Origin of the sequence: Helicobacter pylori NCTC 11637 = CCUG 17874 = ATCC 43504 = JCM 12093 (genome assembly GCF_900478295.1) — a bacterium.
GTDB classification, from domain to species: domain Bacteria; phylum Campylobacterota; class Campylobacteria; order Campylobacterales; family Helicobacteraceae; genus Helicobacter; species Helicobacter pylori.
The window spans coordinates 1322880-1339945 of the sequence record NZ_LS483488.1; the positions used below are offsets into that span (position 1 = coordinate 1322880).

General features: G+C 39.7%; 13 protein-coding genes and 1 pseudogene. 7 read left to right on the forward strand and 7 right to left on the reverse strand.

Annotated features, from left to right (window positions below; genetic code table 11):
• The 5 genes from DQL14_RS06640 to DQL14_RS06660 all read left to right on the forward strand — a co-directional run bounded on the left by DQL14_RS06640 (position 1) and on the right by DQL14_RS06660 (position 4913).
• Positions 1-393 (forward strand): 4Fe-4S dicluster-binding protein, encoded by a 393-nt coding sequence (locus tag DQL14_RS06640; RefSeq protein WP_000656174.1) that lies wholly within the window; start codon positions 1-3, stop codon positions 391-393.
• 9 nt (positions 394-402) lie between these two features.
• Entirely contained in the window at positions 403-1626 is a 1224-nt protein-coding gene (locus DQL14_RS06645; RefSeq protein ID WP_108169164.1) for a 2-oxoacid:ferredoxin oxidoreductase subunit alpha, read from the forward strand.
• A 12-nt stretch (positions 1627-1638) separates the two neighbouring features.
• Entirely contained in the window at positions 1639-2583 is a 945-nt protein-coding gene (locus DQL14_RS06650; RefSeq protein WP_000589024.1) for a thiamine pyrophosphate-dependent enzyme, read from the forward strand.
• 109 nt (positions 2584-2692) lie between these two features.
• Complete coding sequence (gene purB, locus DQL14_RS06655; protein WP_108169165.1) at positions 2693-4015, forward strand: adenylosuccinate lyase; 1323 nt, start codon at positions 2693-2695, stop codon at positions 4013-4015.
• Between the two features lie 64 nt (positions 4016-4079).
• Positions 4080-4913 (forward strand): outer membrane protein, encoded by an 834-nt coding sequence (locus tag DQL14_RS06660; RefSeq protein WP_108169166.1) that lies wholly within the window; start codon positions 4080-4082, stop codon positions 4911-4913.
• Between the two features lie 10 nt (positions 4914-4923).
• Here the strand turns inward: DQL14_RS06660 and uvrB are convergent, their stop codons facing one another.
• The 5 genes from uvrB to DQL14_RS08705 all read right to left on the reverse strand — a co-directional run bounded on the left by uvrB (position 4924) and on the right by DQL14_RS08705 (position 12278).
• Entirely contained in the window at positions 4924-6900 is a 1977-nt protein-coding gene (gene uvrB / locus DQL14_RS06665; RefSeq protein ID WP_108169954.1) for an excinuclease ABC subunit UvrB, read from the reverse strand.
• Between the two features lie 70 nt (positions 6901-6970).
• The gene (locus DQL14_RS06670; RefSeq protein WP_231952945.1) at positions 6971-7585 is read right to left on the reverse strand and encodes a hypothetical protein; all 615 of its coding nucleotides are present in this window, start codon (positions 7583-7585) and stop codon (positions 6971-6973) included.
• The gene (locus tag DQL14_RS08700; protein WP_108169168.1) at positions 7585-7779 is read right to left on the reverse strand and encodes a hypothetical protein; all 195 of its coding nucleotides are present in this window, start codon (positions 7777-7779) and stop codon (positions 7585-7587) included. The genes DQL14_RS06670 and DQL14_RS08700 overlap by 1 nt, the downstream gene beginning before the upstream one ends.
• Positions 7739-11101 (reverse strand): DUF3519 domain-containing protein, encoded by a 3363-nt coding sequence (locus DQL14_RS06680; protein WP_231952823.1) that lies wholly within the window; start codon positions 11099-11101, stop codon positions 7739-7741. The genes DQL14_RS08700 and DQL14_RS06680 overlap by 41 nt, the downstream gene beginning before the upstream one ends.
• Entirely contained in the window at positions 11085-12278 is a 1194-nt protein-coding gene (locus DQL14_RS08705; RefSeq protein ID WP_414973496.1) for a DUF3519 domain-containing protein, read from the reverse strand. Before DQL14_RS08705 ends, DQL14_RS06680 begins: the two co-directional genes overlap by 17 nt.
• Between DQL14_RS08705 and DQL14_RS06690 the strand changes: the two are divergent.
• Positions 12247-12447 (forward strand): annotated as a pseudogene (locus DQL14_RS06690) (hypothetical protein). The gene DQL14_RS08705 and the pseudogene DQL14_RS06690 sit on opposite strands and share 32 nt — an antisense overlap.
• Before the next feature lie 229 nt (positions 12448-12676).
• On the opposite strand, the gene hofD reads toward DQL14_RS06690, so the two are convergent.
• Both hofD and hofC read right to left on the reverse strand, forming a co-directional pair.
• Positions 12677-14074, reverse strand: a complete 1398-nt coding sequence (gene hofD / locus DQL14_RS06695) for an outer membrane beta-barrel protein HofD (protein WP_162296883.1) — start codon at positions 14072-14074, stop codon at positions 12677-12679.
• 72 nt (positions 14075-14146) lie between these two features.
• Entirely contained in the window at positions 14147-15733 is a 1587-nt protein-coding gene (gene hofC / locus DQL14_RS06700; protein ID WP_108169170.1) for an outer membrane beta-barrel protein HofC, read from the reverse strand.
• Between the two features lie 289 nt (positions 15734-16022).
• On the opposite strand from hofC, the gene DQL14_RS06705 reads away from it, so the two are divergent.
• On the forward strand, positions 16023-16967 hold the full coding sequence (locus DQL14_RS06705; RefSeq protein ID WP_108169171.1) for a catalase family peroxidase: 945 nt from the start codon (positions 16023-16025) through the stop codon (positions 16965-16967).
• Positions 16968-17066 lie beyond the last annotated feature (99 nt).

Below are 17066 nucleotides of genomic sequence, written 5' to 3' on the forward strand. Positions count from 1 at the left end.
ATGAAAGATTGGAATGAATTTGAAATGGGAGCGGTGCTCTTCCCTTTTGAAAAAAACGCGCAAAGCGAAATGGAAAAACACAACGATGAGCGCCATTACACCGAGCAAAGTTACTTCACCACTTCAGTGGCTCATTGGCGCGTGGCTAAGCCTGTGCATAACAATAATATTTGCATCAATTGCTTTAATTGTTGGGTTTATTGCCCAGACGCTGCTATTCTTTCAAGAGAGGGTAAGTTAAAGGGCGTGGATTATTCTCATTGTAAAGGCTGTGGCGTGTGCGTGGATGTCTGCCCTACCAACCCTAAATCGCTATGGATGTTTGAAGAACAAATTGAGCCCGCTACCGCTCTCACTCAATGGCCCCAAAAACAAGAAAAGAAAAAATCATAAGGAAAAAATATGGCAAAAAGTATTGAATTGCAAGAGATAGAAGTGTGGGATGGCAACACCGCTAGTTCTAACGCTTTAAGACAGGCTCAAATTGATGTCATCGCAGCCTATCCTATCACCCCATCAACGCCCATTGTGCAAAATTATGGCTCGTTTAAAGATAATGGCTATATTGATGGCGAATTCGTTTTAGTGGAATCTGAACATGCCGCCATGAGCGCATGCGTGGGAGCTGCTGCAGCAGGTGGAAGGGTTAGCACTGCGACTAGCTCTCAAGGTTTGGCGTTAATGGTAGAGGTTTTATACCAAGCTTCTGGCATGCGTTTGCCTATCGTTTTGAATTTAGTCAATCGCGCTTTAGCAGCCCCTTTAAATATCCATGGCGATCATTCTGATATGTATTTAAGCAGGGATTCTGGCTGGATCAGTTTATGCACATGCAACCCTCAAGAAGCTTATGATTTCACTTTAATGGCGTTTAAAATCGCAGAGCACCAAAAGGTGCGCGTGCCTACCATTGTCAATCAAGATGGCTTTTTATGCTCGCACACCGTGCAAAATGTCCGCCCTTTGAGCGATGCAGTGGCTTATCAATTCGTAGGCGAATACCAAACCAAGCATTCCCTTTTGGATTTTGATAAACCGGTAAGCTATGGTGCGCAAGCTGAAGAAGAATGGCATTATGAGCATAAAGCCCAACTCCACCATGCGATCATGAGCGCTTCTTCTGTGATTGAAGAAGTGTTCAATGATTTCGCTAAACTCACAGGCAGGCAATACCATTTGACTAAAACTTTCCAGCTAGAAGACGCTGAAATCGCTATCTTTGCGTTAGGCACTACTTATGAATCAGCGATTGTAGCGGCTAAAGAAATGCGTAAAAAAGGCATTAAGGCCGGCGTGGCTACCATCCATTCCTTGCGCCCCTTCCCTTATGAAAGATTGGGGCAGGATTTGAAAAATCTTAAGGCTCTAGCGATTTTAGACAAGAGTTCTCCAGCGGGTGCTATGGGAGCGATGTTTAATGAGGTAACGAGCACGGTGTATCAAACGCAAGGGACTAAACACCCTGTGGTGTCTAACTACATTTATGGTTTAGGAGAAAGGGATATGACAATCGCGCATTTATGCGAAATTTTTGAAGAAATCAATGAAGACGCTCTTAAAGGCACGCTCACGCACCCTACCCAACAATTCGTAGGCTTGCGCGGCCCTAAAATGAGCTTTTTTTAAAAAGGAAATATCATGATAAAAGAAGTCAAAACACTCAAAGGTTTTAGCCAAAGCGCTGAAAAATTTCAAGGCTCGCACTTGCTTTGTCCGGGTTGTGGGCATGGCATTATTGTGCGCGAAGTTTTAAACGCTGTAGATGGGCCTATCGTTTTAGGCAATTCTACCGGTTGTTTAGAGGTATGCTCGGCGGTGTATCCGCACACTTCATGGGATGTGCCTTGGATTCATATTGGTTTTGAAAATGGCTCTACGGCGATTTCAGGGGTGGAAGCGATGTATAAAGCGCTTACGAATAAGGGCCGCTATCAAGGTCAAAAACCAAAATTTGTGGCGTTTGGAGGCGATGGGGCCAGTTATGATATTGGTCTTCAATTCATCAGCGGTTGCATGGAAAGAGGGCATGACATGACTTACATTTGCCTAGATAATGAAAACTACGCCAATACCGGCGGTCAAAGAAGCGGCTCTACGCCATTAGGGGCTAGCACTTCTACTACGCCAGCGGGATCGGTTAGCTTTGGTAAAAAAGAAAAGAAAAAAGACATCGTCAATATCATGGCAAGCCATGGGGTCCCTTATGTGGCGCAACTCTCGCCTAACAAATGGAAAGACATGAACAAAAAGATTAAAACCGCGCTAGACACTGAAGGGCCTTGCTTCATCAACGCTCTTAGCCCATGCACGACTGAATGGAAATTTGAATCCAATAAAACCATTGAATTAGCGGATATGGCTGTGGATAGCTTGATGTTCCCCCTATTTGAAATCTTTAATGGCAGGGAATTGAAAATCACTTACCGCCCAAGAAATATCATTCCTGTAAGGGATTATTTAGGGGCTCAAAAGCGCTTCAAACACCTTTTCAAAAAGGAAAACGAACACATTATTGAAGAATTGCAAAAAGATGTGAATGAGCGTTGGGAATACTTGCAACGCAGAGAAGAAGCTAAAGTATAACCCTTCCATTAAATCAAGGCGCTTTTTTGCGTCTTGTGTGATTTTCCCCCTTGACTTTTTAAACCCCTTTAAAGTAACATAAATCCCATTTTGATTTTAAGGATTGTCGGTGTTAGAACGCTATGCGAATGAAGAAATGAAAGCCCTATGGAATGAGCAAACCAAGTTTGAAACCTATTTAGAAGTGGAAAAAGCTGTCGTTAGGGCGTGGAACAAGCTTGGGCAAATCCAAGATAGCGATTGTGAAAAAATCTGTGCTAAGGCAGCATTCAACCTTGAGCGCATCAAAGAAATTGAAAAAACCACTAAGCATGATTTAATCGCTTTCACCACTTGCGTGGCTGAAAGCCTGGGCGAAGAGTCCCGCTTTTTTCATTATGGGATCACTTCTAGCGATTGCATTGATACGGCTATGGCGTTATTGATGACAAAAAGCTTAAAGCTCATTCAAAAAGGCGTTAAAAATCTCTATGAAACCCTTAAAAACAGGGCTTTAGAGCATAAAGACACGCTAATGGTGGGCAGAAGCCATGGGGTGTTTGGCGAACCCATTACTTTTGGTTTAGTGTTAGCCCTTTTTGCTGATGAGATCAAACGGCATTTAAAAGCCTTAGATTTAACGATGGAATTTATCAGCGTGGGAGCAATCAGTGGGGCTATGGGGAATTTCGCGCACGCTCCCTTAGAATTAGAAGAATTAGCGTGCGAATTTTTAGGCTTAAAAACCGCCAATATCAATAATCAAGTCATTCAAAGGGACCGCTACGCTAGGCTTGCATGCGATCTGGCTCTTTTAGCGAGCAGTTGTGAAAAAATCGCTGTCAATATCCGCCATTTGCAACGCAGTGAAGTCTATGAAGTGGAAGAAGCTTTTTCAACAGGGCAAAAAGGAAGCTCTGCGATGCCTCACAAAAGAAACCCCATATTGAGCGAGAATATCACCGGTCTTTGCAGGGTGATTCGCTCTTTTACGACCCCTATGCTAGAAAATGTCGCCTTATGGCATGAAAGGGACATGAGCCATAGCTCTGTGGAGCGTTTTGCCTTGCCCGATCTGTTTATCACTAGCGATTTTATGCTCAGCCGCTTAAATAGCGTGATTGAAAATCTGGTGGTTTATCCTAAAAACATGCTTAAAAATTTGGCTTTGAGTGGGGGGCTAGTCTTTTCGCAACGGGTGTTGTTGGAGTTGCCTAAAAAAGGTTTGAGCAGAGAAGAAAGCTATTCTATCGTGCAAGAAAATGCGATGAAAATATGGGAGGTTTTGCAACAAGGCGCTTTTAAAAACGCTGATGAAAATTTGTTTTTAAACGCCCTACTCAACGATGAACGCTTGAAAAAATATTTGAGCGAAGATGAAATCAAAGCATGTTTTGATTACAATTATTACACTAAAAATGTGGGGGCGATTTTTAAAAGGGTGTTTGAATAAGGCGTGTTTTTATAAAAACAAAACTATAAAATAAGCGCTAAAAATTGAAGTTTTAAGGGGTTTTTTGAAACGAGCGTTATGTTTAGTTTTAGGTCTTTCTTGCGCGCTTAATGCAAAGGGTTTTAAAGATGTTTTGATTAAAGGGGATTACACTTTTTTTAATAAAAAGGTGGTTTCGCCCATCAAACGCTATGCGGATAGATCGGTGTTTTATTTAGGGCTTGGGTATCAATTAGGGAGCATTCAGCACAACTACAGCAACTTGAATTTATCCCAACAATTCAATAAGAGCCAAATTATTTTCAGCGATGGCTTAAGCCCTGTTTTTAAAAATTCGTATGTGTCCAATGGTCTTGGCGTGCAAGTGGGTTATAAATGGGTGGGTAAGCATGAAGAAACGAAGTGGTTTGGTTTTAGGTGGGGGCTATTTTATGATTTGAGTGCCTCTCTTTATGGTCTAAAAGAATCGCAGTCTGTCATCATTTCCACTTACGGCACTTATATGGATTTATTGCTTAACGCTTATAATGGGGATAAGTTTTTTGCCGGGTTCAATCTGGGGATTGCTTTTGCTGGGGTGCATGACAAAGTGAGCGATGCGTTATTGTATCAAGCTCTTCTTTTAGACACTTTTGGCGGGAAAGTGGATCCAAATGGCTTCCAGTTTTTGGTGAATTTAGGGGTTCGTTTGGGGAATAAGCGCAACCAATTTGGCTTTGGGATTAAAGTCCCTACTTATTATTTTAACCATTATTATTCCATGAATAACATTAGTAATAATAGTGGAGATGTTCTAAAAGTTTTACGATTTTTAGAATATGGGATCAACAGCTTGTTATACCAAGTTGATTTCAGGCGCAATTACTCGGTTTATTTCAACTACACTTATAGTTTTTAAGCGATAGTTTTTAAAGCGTTCTTAATTTAGCGATTTCGTCTCTCAAACGCATCGCTTCTTCAAAGTCCAAATTTTTCGCGCATTCTCGCATTTTTTTATCCAGTTCTTTAATGATTTTTTCCCTTTCGCTTTTAGGGATTTTGTCCTTTTTTAAAGCTTTAGCGATTCTAATCTCATCGTCTCTTAATTTCAACTCCTCTTCTAAAGCGCGAGTAACGGTTTTAGGGGTGATATTATGGATTTTATTGAACTCTTCTTGCTTAGCGCGCCTGTAACTCGTAATCTCAAAGGCTTTTTGCATGCTTTGAGTGGTTTTTTTAGCGTATAATAAAACCTTGCCATTAGCGTTTCTAGCGGCTCGCCCCATGGCTTGAATGAGGCTTGTCTCACTCCTTAAAAACCCTTCTTTATCCGCATCCATGATCGCTACTAAAGAGACTTCAGGCAAATCCAGCCCTTCTCTTAAAAGATTGATCCCTATTAAAATGTCAAATTCCTTAAGCCTTAAAGAGCGGATGATGTGGTTCCTTTCAATCGCATCAATTTCACTATGCATGTAACGCGCTTTCAAGCCCCATTCAGCATAATATTTGCACAATTCTTCTGCCATTTTTTTAGTGAGCGTGGTGATGAGCACCCTTTCATCTCTGGCCACCACTAACTTGATTTCATCAAATAAATCCTGGACTTGCTTATCGCTGTCTCGCACTTCAAATTTAGGGTCTAAAAGCCCTGTAGGGCGAATGATTTGCTCAGCGACATTCTTTTTGGAAAGCTCTAATTCTAGCTTATTGGGCGTAGCGGACACAAAAAGGAACTGGCAATTTTTATGGATAAATTCATCAAATTTTAAAGGGCGGTTGTCTAAAGCGCTAGGCAATCTAAAACCATATTCCACTAAAACGCTTTTCCTGCTCATATCCCCTGCATACATCCCCCCAAACTGCGGCAAACTCACATGGCTTTCATCTACAATGACTAAAAACTCCCGCTCAAAAATCCCTAAATAATCAAACAAACAAAAAGGCGTTTCATTAGGGGCTTTACCGGTGAAATGGCGCGCGTAATTTTCAATGCCCTTACACACACCGGTCGTGCTAATCATTTCTAAATCATGCTCGGTGCGTTGTTTGAGGCGGTTGTATTCAAGCATTTTATCCTGCTCTTTAAAAAATTTCAACCTTAAAGCGAGCTCATCTTCAATGCTTTTAATGGCTAAATTCAACCTCTCACTCCCTACAGCAAACTGACTGGCCGCATAAAGCATGACAGAATCCAAGCGCTTGATTTCATTTCTTTCTAAAGCGTCAAAGACCGCAATCCTTTCTATCTCATCGCCAAAAAATTCAATCCTAATAAATTCAGCGTCATTATAAGCGGGGAAAATATCCACGCATTCCCCCGTCGCTCTAAAGCTCCCCCTATCAAACACCACTTCATTACGGCTATAACCCATTTCTACTAGTTTGAGTAAAAAGCTCTTATAAGCACGCTTCTCGCCCACTTTGATTTTTTCCATGACTTTTAGATATTCTTCGGGGTTACCCAAACCATAATTAGCCGAAACGCTCGCTATCACGATCACATCATCATAACCTAAAAGCGAGGTGGTCGCACTCAATCTTAAACGCTCTAAATCATCGTTAATAGAGCTGTCTTTTTCAATGAATAAATCCCTCCTAGGGATATAGCTTTCAGGCTGGTAGTAATCAAAGTGGGAGATAAAATACTCCACCCTATTATGCGGGAAAAACGCCTTAAACTCGCTATAAAGCTGTGCACATAAGGTCTTATTATGGCTCATGATCAAAGCGGGTTTATTGGTTTGAGCGATGATATTGGCCATCGTATAAGTCTTACCGCTCCCTGTAACCCCCACTAAAGTTTGATAATGGTTGTTATTTTTCAAGCTTTTCGTTAAGGCTTCTATGGCTTGGGGCTGATCGCCTGCTGGTGGATAGGGGCTTTTTAAATCAAATAAAGGCATCTTTAAAACTCGCATTTTTTAGGGGTATTATAGTGGATTTTTAACACGCCTTATTCAATCTCAAAAAAAATCAATGTTTTGATAATGATCGGTTTTTCGCTTCGGTAATGTTAGTTATCGCTTGCGTTTTGTTGGTGTTAATTTCATTGTTAGCGGTCGTTTTCGCTTGCGTGATCGCTTCAAGGCTTGTGATAGCATTCAGGCGCTCTTTTTCTCTTCCGTAGAAAATAATCAGTTTTTGTTTAAAGCTTAAGGATTCTTTCGCTAATTGTAAGATTTGTGCTTTAGTGTGTTTTTTGTAAGTTTTATTTCCTACAACGCCGTTATTAACTTCAGCGCACCTAAAAACCGAATCAATGTTAGCCACGATTAGCACTTGTAAGTTCATTTGATCCTCTAATGTTAAATCATAAGCATGAGGGCTTCCTAAAATCTCGCTAATAAAGCCTTTAGTGATTTTTTCTTTACAAATAGCGTTAATTTGGCTCTCTAGCTCTTGTTTTTTCTTTTTAAGCGTGATTTCTTTCAACTTCTCTAAAACCTGCTCTTTAGTCGGCGTTTCGGTTTCGCTTACAATGTTAAGGTGGATAGCGTTACCTGCCATTTCAAAACTCCCATTAAATCCCATTGCATCAAACACGATTCCTAAATAGTCCTTATAAGCGCATGCGTTTTCTAAAATAATCATTTCATTCTCCTTGACTTGTTAGATCTTTTTGTTGTAAAATCAATCAATGGGTTAGAGAATATTTCTAACCCATAAAAACACTTTTTAAGTGTGCCAAAAGACCCTGACACATAAGACGGAAGGGCTTGTGTATGGTCAAGGTGAGGCTTTTTAATCATTTTCTTTGATATTTTTCTTATAATTTGGTGCATTTTTATAATCTCCTTTTTCTTTAAACATGGTTTTAAATATAAATTCGCTTTTGTTTCTATTGATTTGTTCCACTACCACAAAATGACCATTAACTTGCTTATAGCTTATTATTCTATTATCGCGCTTAATGGTTTCATCTGCATTTTTGACAATATCTTTATAATTAGCTATATCTTTGTAGGTTATTGGTGGTTGTTTGCTGAATTTAACGCTAGGTGAATTAATACCATGCTTATTCAATGCATGTTGTATCCCTTGATAATCAATAATAGCTTTTGCATTTTTAGGATATGTGAAATTGAAAGCCGTTATTTCGTCTTCATCTAGCCTCTCTATGCCTACCTTAGCATGTTTTTTGTGAATGTATTCAACAACCTCGGGCGTTAAATTATTGCCTCCTATCACTGTAATATCTTTTCCATTATTCGGGCTTTCATCAATGAGTTTTTTAATTTCATCAAAACTAAGTTTTTTAAGCGCTTCAGCTTTACTCCCTTTCTCGCTCTCTAACTTCGCTAACTTTTTTGCGTTGGCTTGTTCGCTTAAAGGCTCTTGCGTTTTTAGCGCGTTTGTGGTAGGATTAGGTTTGTTAGAGTTTAAGGGTAGAGTCTCATCCTTTGTGATTAGTGGAGATGTATATAAACTTTCACTATTCTCTAACCTTTTTTCATAACCTGTTATCACCCAATGATTATGTAATTTTTCTCCTTTCCAATTATCCTTTAAACCTACTCTTATATTTTGGTATTCAATAGCTATTCTGCCGTTATTATCAACCTTAACGCCTTTATCAATAACTTCTGGTATCGTTTTAGCTATATTTAAGGCGTATTCTTTAGCTTGTTGTTCGTTTAGTCCTTTGTTTTTGGCTTGCTTCTCTCGGCGTTTTAAGATGTGTTCTAGCTCGTAATCTTTATTACCCCAAACTAAATCAATATCCCCTAAACCTTCCTTATAAAACGCTCCCGCTACAAAACCTTTTTTAGTTTCTAATAGCTTGTTAATCGCTCCTAAGCCATCGCCCTTAAACTCGCTATAATTGTGTCCCCATTCGCTAGGAGTGTCAAGTTTTTGTTTTTTACTCCCTTTCTCGCTCTCTTTTTGCATATCCTTTATAGCTTCTATCAAGCGCTTTAAAACGGGATTATTTTCATTTGGCTCTCTATCCACCATTAAAAGGTAATGCGTGAAGTCGTAAATATCAATATCCTTAAACTCTTTACTATCAGGGTTAAACATGTCTTTTGTAACATCTGCAATCTTGAATTCTTTCAAGCCTTTTTTAATGTTATCGCTCTTTAACGCTTCAAATAACGCTTTAGAAGGATCATCAAATCGTGCAAATCGCGCGATAGCTCCTCCTAAAATCTCGCTAATGTCGCTCGTGTTTTGTTCGCTCTTTTCAAACATCTCTAAAGAACTCGTTTTATAGAATTTTTCGCTCAAATCTTTCAAGCTTTCGCTCGTAGTTTGGTAATTCTTTAAATTGGCAAAACTGCGATCCATAATGTCGCTTAAATAAGCGTTTAAACTCACTTTAGGGAAATTCATATCGTGGATTAAATTGTGAAAACTGCCGGCGTTATCTACAAACATTTTTTTTACTTTTTCATAGCTTTTAATGTCGTTAGAAAATTCTTTTTGCCAACGATTAAGCAACTCTATCCCTTGCGTTTTGGTTCGTGGCATGTTAAACATTAAAAGCGCTAAGTTACTATCAGTTACATTAGGATGAGTCGCCTTATCAAAATTCAAATTTTTAGCCACAATGTTTTTTAAAGAATAAATGCTATCAGCGTCTAATTTTTGGTCTAATTCTTTCAATTTCGCTTCGTAGTGGCTTAAAACCGCTATCGCATGATCGCTTTCGCTATTAAAGCGTCCTTGATTGCTTGAAGCCGCTAAATTGTTGATCTCGGTGTTGTTTAAGCGCTTGTGTGGCACTCTAACTAACAATTCGTCCGGCTTTAAATCTATGTGATAGTATTCCTTGATCGCTTTCTCGTAAGAATAACGGCTTTTAGGCGTGAAATTCAGCATGCCTTGGATTCTGTGGTTTCCTGCGATCACTTGCCCGTCGTGCAAAATGATCGGTAAATCTTCAAACCCTCCGCTCCCAAATATCTTTTTAGGATCAAAATTTTCAGCAATGCTTTTAATCTGCTCTTCGTTCATGTCGGTGCGTTTTTGCGTCCCGCCTGTGGTAAAGCTTGGTTTCAAGTCTTTAGCTTTAACGATCGCATAATCTAGATCGTAAATCTCTCGTTCGTTTAGCCTTACTCGGCTCTTGGGTAATTGCGCTTGTGTTTTTGTAGGGATATCCTCTCCTACTTCTATTTTAGTCTGGCTTTCAATGTTGCCCGCATTGCCTCGCTCGTGTTCTAATTTCTTTTTTAACGCTTCTTTACGCTTTGTTTCTTGCTCTTTAGCTTTTAAAAACTCTTGTTCGCTTTCTAGCTTCTCGCTTTCTAACTTCGCTAACTTTTCAGCGTTGGCTTGTTCAAGTGGGCTTAAATCTTGCGTTTTTAGCGCGTTTGTGGTAAGATTAGGTTCATTAAGGTTTGAGATGCTATAGTTGATGCCATCTCTGTAATCGTTAGATAGTGTCGCAATGGTATCTAACTCCCTTAAAACCTTATCATCCGCTTCAAAACTTGTAATCATATAATGGTTTTTTAGTTCGTTATCTCCCTTAAACTTACTTAAAACTACCTTTGAATTATTTAAAATAATAACCGCATAACCTGGTTTGTCTTCTTCTTTCAAGCCTTTTTGTATGATATTAGGGATCTCTTTAATTAGTTCGTTAGTCCTTTCTTTAGCTTGTTCGTTTGTTAGTCCTAACCTTTTGTATTGTTTTTTTCTCTTTCCTAAGATGTGTTCTAACCCATAATTTTTATTACCCCAAACAAAATCAATCCCTCCTAAATCCTCCCTATAAGCTGCGCCTGCGACTTGCCCGTTTTTTTCTTGTAATAGTTTCTCTAACGCTTCCTTAGGCTTTAGGGCAAACTCGGGGTAATTCTTACCAAATTCTTTAAGGGGTGTTATAGCGCGTTCTAACTTGGCAAGCTTTTTTGCGTTGGCTTGTTCGCTTAAAGGCGTTTGACTTTTTAGCGCGTTTGTGGTAGGATTATGTCCTACGGAGTTTAAAGAATGAATGTCCTTTTCTTTAGTGATTGCTTGCGAGGTCGGAAAATGCGTGGGCTTCTCTGTTGTATCTCGTAATTCATAACTGCTTATCACCCAATGATTTTCTAAATCTTTGTTATTCCATGTGTTATTTAAACCTACTCTCTTATTCCTAATCCACAAACACACGCCCTAAATGATCCGTTCCTTTAGATCCTTTCTCTAACACTTCAGGGATAGATTTAACGATATTTAAGGCGTATTCTTTAGCTTCTGCTTCACTTAAGCCATCAGCAAGCGCTTGCTGTTCTCTTCGTTCTAATATATGCGCTAACCCATAACCTACGCTGTCTTTAGTCTTTGGTGTTCCCCAAACAAAATCAATCCCTCCTAAATCCTCCCTATAAGCTGCGCCTGCGACTTGCCCGTTTTTCTCTTGTAATAACTTCTCTAACGCTTCCTTAGGCTTTAAGGCAAACTCGGGGTAATTAGTGCCAAACTCTTTGAGTGGGGTTGTAGCGTGTTGTTCTTTAAGAAGCTTTTCAGCGTTGGCTTGTTCTAGCGGGCTTAAATTTGTAGGTTTTGGTGTGGTTTCGTTTAAATTTTCGCTTGTTTTTAATAAATCCTCTTGACTATTTAGCGGTTTTGGTGTAGGATTAGGTTCATTAAGGGTAGTAGGTTGTGGCCTGCTATCCTTTGCTTTGCTAGGTTGTGGCCTGGCATCCCTAAAATCTGTAAAATTCCTATCGCTATAAAAATCAAAAATCTTATTTCCATTGTTTAAATCATCTACGACTAACCTAAGCTTTACGCCGTTATTATCCCATTCATAAGCGTATCTAAAGCCGTTTTTAAGCCTTTCAAAACTCTCTAATAACACGCTTCCGTTTTTAATAACTTCGCTCATGTTGATTAGCTCGTCGTTAGTGAGGGCGCCTGTGCTTTCTTCTCCGTTCTGCTTTCTTAGTATTTTTCTAGCTCCCACATTCCTTGATCCTTGTTCTAAAATGTAAAGGTCGTTTAAATCTATGCCTTTAATCTCGCCTTTGTCTAATTCTCCCTTAAATACCTTTAAAACCTGTTGCTGTTCTTTAGTCAGCTTGCTTTCATCAATCTTTTGTAATTCTTGTAAGGCTTTTTCGTATTTAGTCGCTTTTTCTTTGATTTCTTCACTCGTGCTTTTGACGCTGTTATTAAGCTCTTCAATGATTTTAAGCGTGTTGTTGCTAAAGTGTGATTTTTGCGCGCTTAATTCTAACTGCTTACTAAATTCGCTTATAGAGTGGCTTCTCTCAAGCGCTCTTTTTAGGTGATACTTTAAGGCCGCGCCTGCGGTGGCTTCGTTTAAAGCTTTGGGTAATTTCACGCCTAAAATGCGATCGGGCGCGTTGCGGTATAAAGTCCCTAGCGTGAATTTAGTCCATTGGTATCTTAACGCTCCGCTTAAAGTGGTCGCTAAACCCTGACTTAAATTTTTCGTTGTAGCGGGCTTTAGGCTTTCTGCGATCTTAGCGTCGTTTTTAAAAAGCTTATGAAAACCGCTCGCTATGTCAATGTATTCTTTAGCCTTCTTTGTGGTAAAAACATCTTTCTTAAAATCGTTTAGCTTGTTGAAAAACTGCGTAGGTGTGGTGTTTTGTTTTAGTGTATTAAAGATTGAACAATAAAGTTAAATAAGGCTTTTTGAGTATTAATATTTGATTGGAGCAGAGCCTTTTAATATTTTAAAAAGGCTAATCAAAAATATCCATTAAGGATAAAATGCTAGTAAATCCTAAAACCATAAGCAATGTTAAACATTATATGACTTCTGTCAGAATACACATTGTGCGTTAAAGGCTGTGTCCCAGGCCCGTTAGGATCGACTGGAACATACATGCCACAATACCCAATACAATAGCCTTTTTTGGTGATATTGCCATAATATTCTAGTTTCAAATCCATTCTAATATTATATTTATTAGAAAAATAACTCAAAAAGAGCGCGAGACTCCTTTCATCAGCCCTTGGGCTATCCGTCCAACGGCCTAAAATTTTCCAACTAAACCCTCTATATTGTGAGCCTACATATAAAAACCCGTTAATAACATCAGCGCCAACGATATTATTGATTTCTGCGTCATAAATACTATTCGTCCAAATGTTATACCCCAAAGGATCCCCATAAATACCTATATCACCATTAGCGTTACCGATATTTTTATAGACACTGCCCCCAAATTGCCACTTATTATAGTAAAAACGGGTGCGGAAGAAATAAGTTTGCCCGCTCTTGCCTAACGGCACTTGTTGGAAGAGGATAATATCATTTTGATTAGCCGGAGTGGCAAAAATGGGGAAAAACCCCACGAAAGTGCCTACAAAACGAAAACCCTTATTGTTGAAATTAGGGTTGGTGTCATAAGTGATATTAATGCCTGGCGCATACATTCTTTGAAAGATCGCATAAAAATAAGGGTTGATTTTTAGGTTATCTTTTTCATATTTCAAATCAGCTACCATTAGAGCCTTACCGCTTGTATAGTAGCGCCCAAAATACCAAAACCAGTCGCTTGACGCTGAAGCCCTAGCGTCTGAATACATCACCCTTAACCTGGTGTCTTTATATTTGACAAAGCCTTCAACCCCTTGAGTGTAAGAAGTGAACCAATCATACTCTTCAGCATCATAGCGCCCCCCTTTCACGCCAAAACTGAATTTGTCTTTTTTGTAGTTGTAGCTCAAAAAAGCGTTATGCACCATGGCTAAACGAGGTTTTTGCACTTGCAAACCACTATGCCCCGCATACCAACCAATATATTGCCAAAAGATACCCGCCCCAAAAGGATCGGTCCTAGAGCCGGGCTGGCCGTTAGGGATATTGTTGCCTTGATAGGCGGTAGAGTCATAGGGGAGCGCTGCCATCATAGCCCCCACTTCCGCCCTCAAACCCTTGTATAAACCCATGCTCAAATTCAATTCGCCGAGCAAAGAAGTGTAGCTACCTGTAGGATAAATGTCTTTAGAAGGCTGGTATCTTTGGTTGTTAAAGCCAAACTTGGTATAGCTGCTCACCTTTCCAACAATGCTCATGTTGAATTTATAAGCTTGAAGTTTGGATAAAAAGAGACTAGAAAAAAGCAAAAAAAATAGAAAGTAAGAAAAATATTTCTTAATTTCCAAAACTCTAACTCCCAAAGATATTAAAATAAAAATACAAAAAAGGCATATCTAAGAGATAGGGGGAGAACTCTCTTAGAAACTATAACTAATGTGTGTCATCAAATGGCTTCTGTCTTGAGTGATGCTTTTTGCGATACCGCCCATGTTTTGAGGGCCTTGCGCGAACGCTGAAGACTCAAACAAACCAGTATTCAAGTTAAGCGGCTGACCGTTTGGCCCAAGGAAACCGGTTCCAGGGTTGTAACCCGCACGAATTTGGAACTCTAACCATACGAGTTTGAGACCCGCTTTAACATGCTTGCTGAACTGATAATCTAGATACATACCGATACCATATTCCAAAGCCCTTGGTGCAGTGGTGAAGCGCTGATAAACGCTCCAACTGAACTTACCATGCTTGCCTCCACCTTTAACATACTCGGTGAACGCATCAGCATCGGTAATGTTGTCAATCCCCGCAAACCCTAAGCTGTAGATACTACCGACCCATTGTTCGATACCATCAAGAGCCACAGGGTTACCCCAAGTACCTAAGTTCATGTTAGGGTTACCAATGTTGAGATAAGCACCACCAACCACAAAATAGTTGTTAATATCTATATGGTGGCGCAAAAGAAGCGTCGCACCGCCAGGACCTTGCAAGCCACGCCACTTACCATTATCCAAGAACGGATCCCAAGTGTTATAACGAGCGGGCGCATAACGACCGTATTCAGCGTTATTCCAACGATAGTCATACAACGCATAGAAAGTCGTTTTATTCCTAATGCCCCTACCGCTAAATTCCGGATTGGTATCATACTCTACTTTAACACCGGGCAATGTGCCTACCATTGGGATAAGATACACATAAGGGTGGATCATCAAATTCTTTGTAGGGCGATAAATAATACCCGCTTTATGAACCCCCCAAGGCTTTTCACGATAGATAGGGAACAACCACTGACCATCAGCGATACCACGACCCCAACCACTAAAGAGCAAGAATTTCATATTCTTAGTGAGCTTGAAAGTCCCATAAAACCCTTGGAACAATTGGTAAATCCAATCCATTTGCTCCTGCTCGGTAATATCAAAACGCCCCATTACCATATGGACTCTGTCGCTGTCATAGGTCAAATTTGCTTTATAGACTTGATAACGCCTTGAGCCACCAGGCAAGTAGGCGTTAGCCGGATAGTAGTTAGGGAACAAGCCGTTCCACTCACCCATATATTCCCAACCAATACCTCTAGGGTTAATGACACCACCTGGCCCTGATTGTTGCCACATTTTAGTAGCATTCATACAAAGGCTCATAGAATCAGTGCCGCAAGAAGTTTTATCCCAATAGCTTGGGGGGGTAAAATCCTTCGCCCACCTATCATACTTAGTGCCATCATAAGCCTGTCCGCCCAAAACACCGCCTAAATTCACGGTCCATCCCCTACCTAAATGCACAGAACCCTCTAGCTTACCCGTAAGGTTAACAAAAGTCTCTGTGGGATAGATACCTTTAACAGGGTTAATGGGCGAATGGTTAAAACCCACTTTGGAGAAGTTGATAAAATCCCCATGCACTTCATAAGTAACCGCCCCTAATGAACCCGTAGTGAACAATAGTGGTAAGGTAAAACGCTTTAGCAATGTAGCCGCAACTTTTCGTTTCTTTAATTTCATTCCTCTTCCTTACTTTACCTGAGAATAGATAAATTACTCTGTAGAAATAATTGTAGCATAAAAGAATATAGAATTAGTTTAAAATCAAGCTAATTTTTCTTAAAAATCACAAAATTTAAAACACAAGTTTATCCTTAAAAGCTTGCTCATGAGCATGCAAATGGATAGGATAATTTTTTAAGACCTAATAATATATTGAAAAAAAGGCTTTTTTAAGGCTCAATAGGGAATTTACTGATACAATAGAAAGCGTTGTTTTATATAAAAATAATAATTAAGGAGCGAAACAATGAAAAAAATTGGTTTGAGCTTGTGTTTGGTTTTTAGCTTGGGTTTTTTAAAAGCCCATGAAGTGAGCGCTGAAGAGATTGCGGATATTTTCTACAAGCTCAACGCCAAAGAGCCTAAAATGAAAATCAACCACACTAAGGGGTTTTGTGCTAAAGGCGTGTTCCTCCCTAATGCGCAAGCAAAAAAGGATTTAGATGTGCCATTACTCAATGAAAAAGAAATCCCTGCATCTGTAAGGTATTCTTTAGGAGGCGTGGCAATGGACGATAAAAGCAAAGTTAGGGGAATGGCGTTAAAATTAGAAAATCAAAACGCTAGCTGGACAATGGTGATGCTCAATACAGAAATCAATTTTGCCAAAAACCCTAACGAATTCGCCCAATTCTTTGAGATGAGAATCCCTAAAAATGGCAAGGTGGATGAAGCAAGAATCAAAAAGCTTTATGAAGAAGTCCCCTCTTATAAGAATTTTGCCGCTTACACCAAAACGATAGGGATTAGCTCAAGCGTGGCTAACACGCCCTATTATAGCGTGCATGCGTTCAGGTTTAAAGATAAGAAAGAAAAATTATTGCCTGCGAGATGGAAATTTGTGCCTAAAGAGGGCATTAAGTATCTTAACCCCCAAGAATTAAAGCAAAAAGATTCAAATTATCTGCTTTCTTCATTCCAACAACACCTTAAAACTAAGCCCATAGAATACCAAATGTATCTGGTATTTGCGAATAAAAATGATGCCACCAACGACACGACCGCGCTTTGGAAAGGCAAGCATAAGGAATTATTGGTGGGGACCTTGAAAGTTGAAAAATACGAAGGAATGGGTTGCAATAAAGATGTGTATTTGCCTGCCGATCTCCCTAAAGGCGTAGAAGCCCCTACTGATCCCTTATTCCAAATCAGGAATGAAGTTTATGGGATCACTTTTAGCAGGAGGCAATAAAAAGGCTAAGGCCAATCAAAATATAAGTTGGTTGAAAAAAATGTGTTTTTATGGGTTTAGGGAAGTGGGATTTTTGTTTAAAGCGTTTAAGCGCACCCA

Excerpts from the sequence above, each read along its gene's own strand:
- DQL14_RS06640 (WP_000656174.1), top strand. The coding sequence starts at position 1 with ATGAAAGATTGGAATGAATTTGAAATGGGAGCGGTGCTCTTCCCTTTT.
- DQL14_RS06645 (WP_108169164.1), top strand. The coding sequence starts at position 403 with ATGGCAAAAAGTATTGAATTGCAAGAGATAGAAGTGTGGGATGGCAAC.
- DQL14_RS06650 (WP_000589024.1), top strand. The coding sequence starts at position 1,639 with ATGATAAAAGAAGTCAAAACACTCAAAGGTTTTAGCCAAAGCGCTGAA.
- uvrB (WP_108169954.1), bottom strand. The coding sequence starts at position 6,900 with ATGCCTTTATTTGATTTAAAAAGCCCCTATCCACCAGCAGGCGATCAG.
- DQL14_RS08700 (WP_108169168.1), bottom strand. The coding sequence starts at position 7,779 with ATGCACCAAATTATAAGAAAAATATCAAAGAAAATGATTAAAAAGCCT.
- hofC (WP_108169170.1), bottom strand. The coding sequence starts at position 15,733 with ATGAAATTAAAGAAACGAAAAGTTGCGGCTACATTGCTAAAGCGTTTT.
- DQL14_RS06705 (WP_108169171.1), top strand. The coding sequence starts at position 16,023 with ATGAAAAAAATTGGTTTGAGCTTGTGTTTGGTTTTTAGCTTGGGTTTT.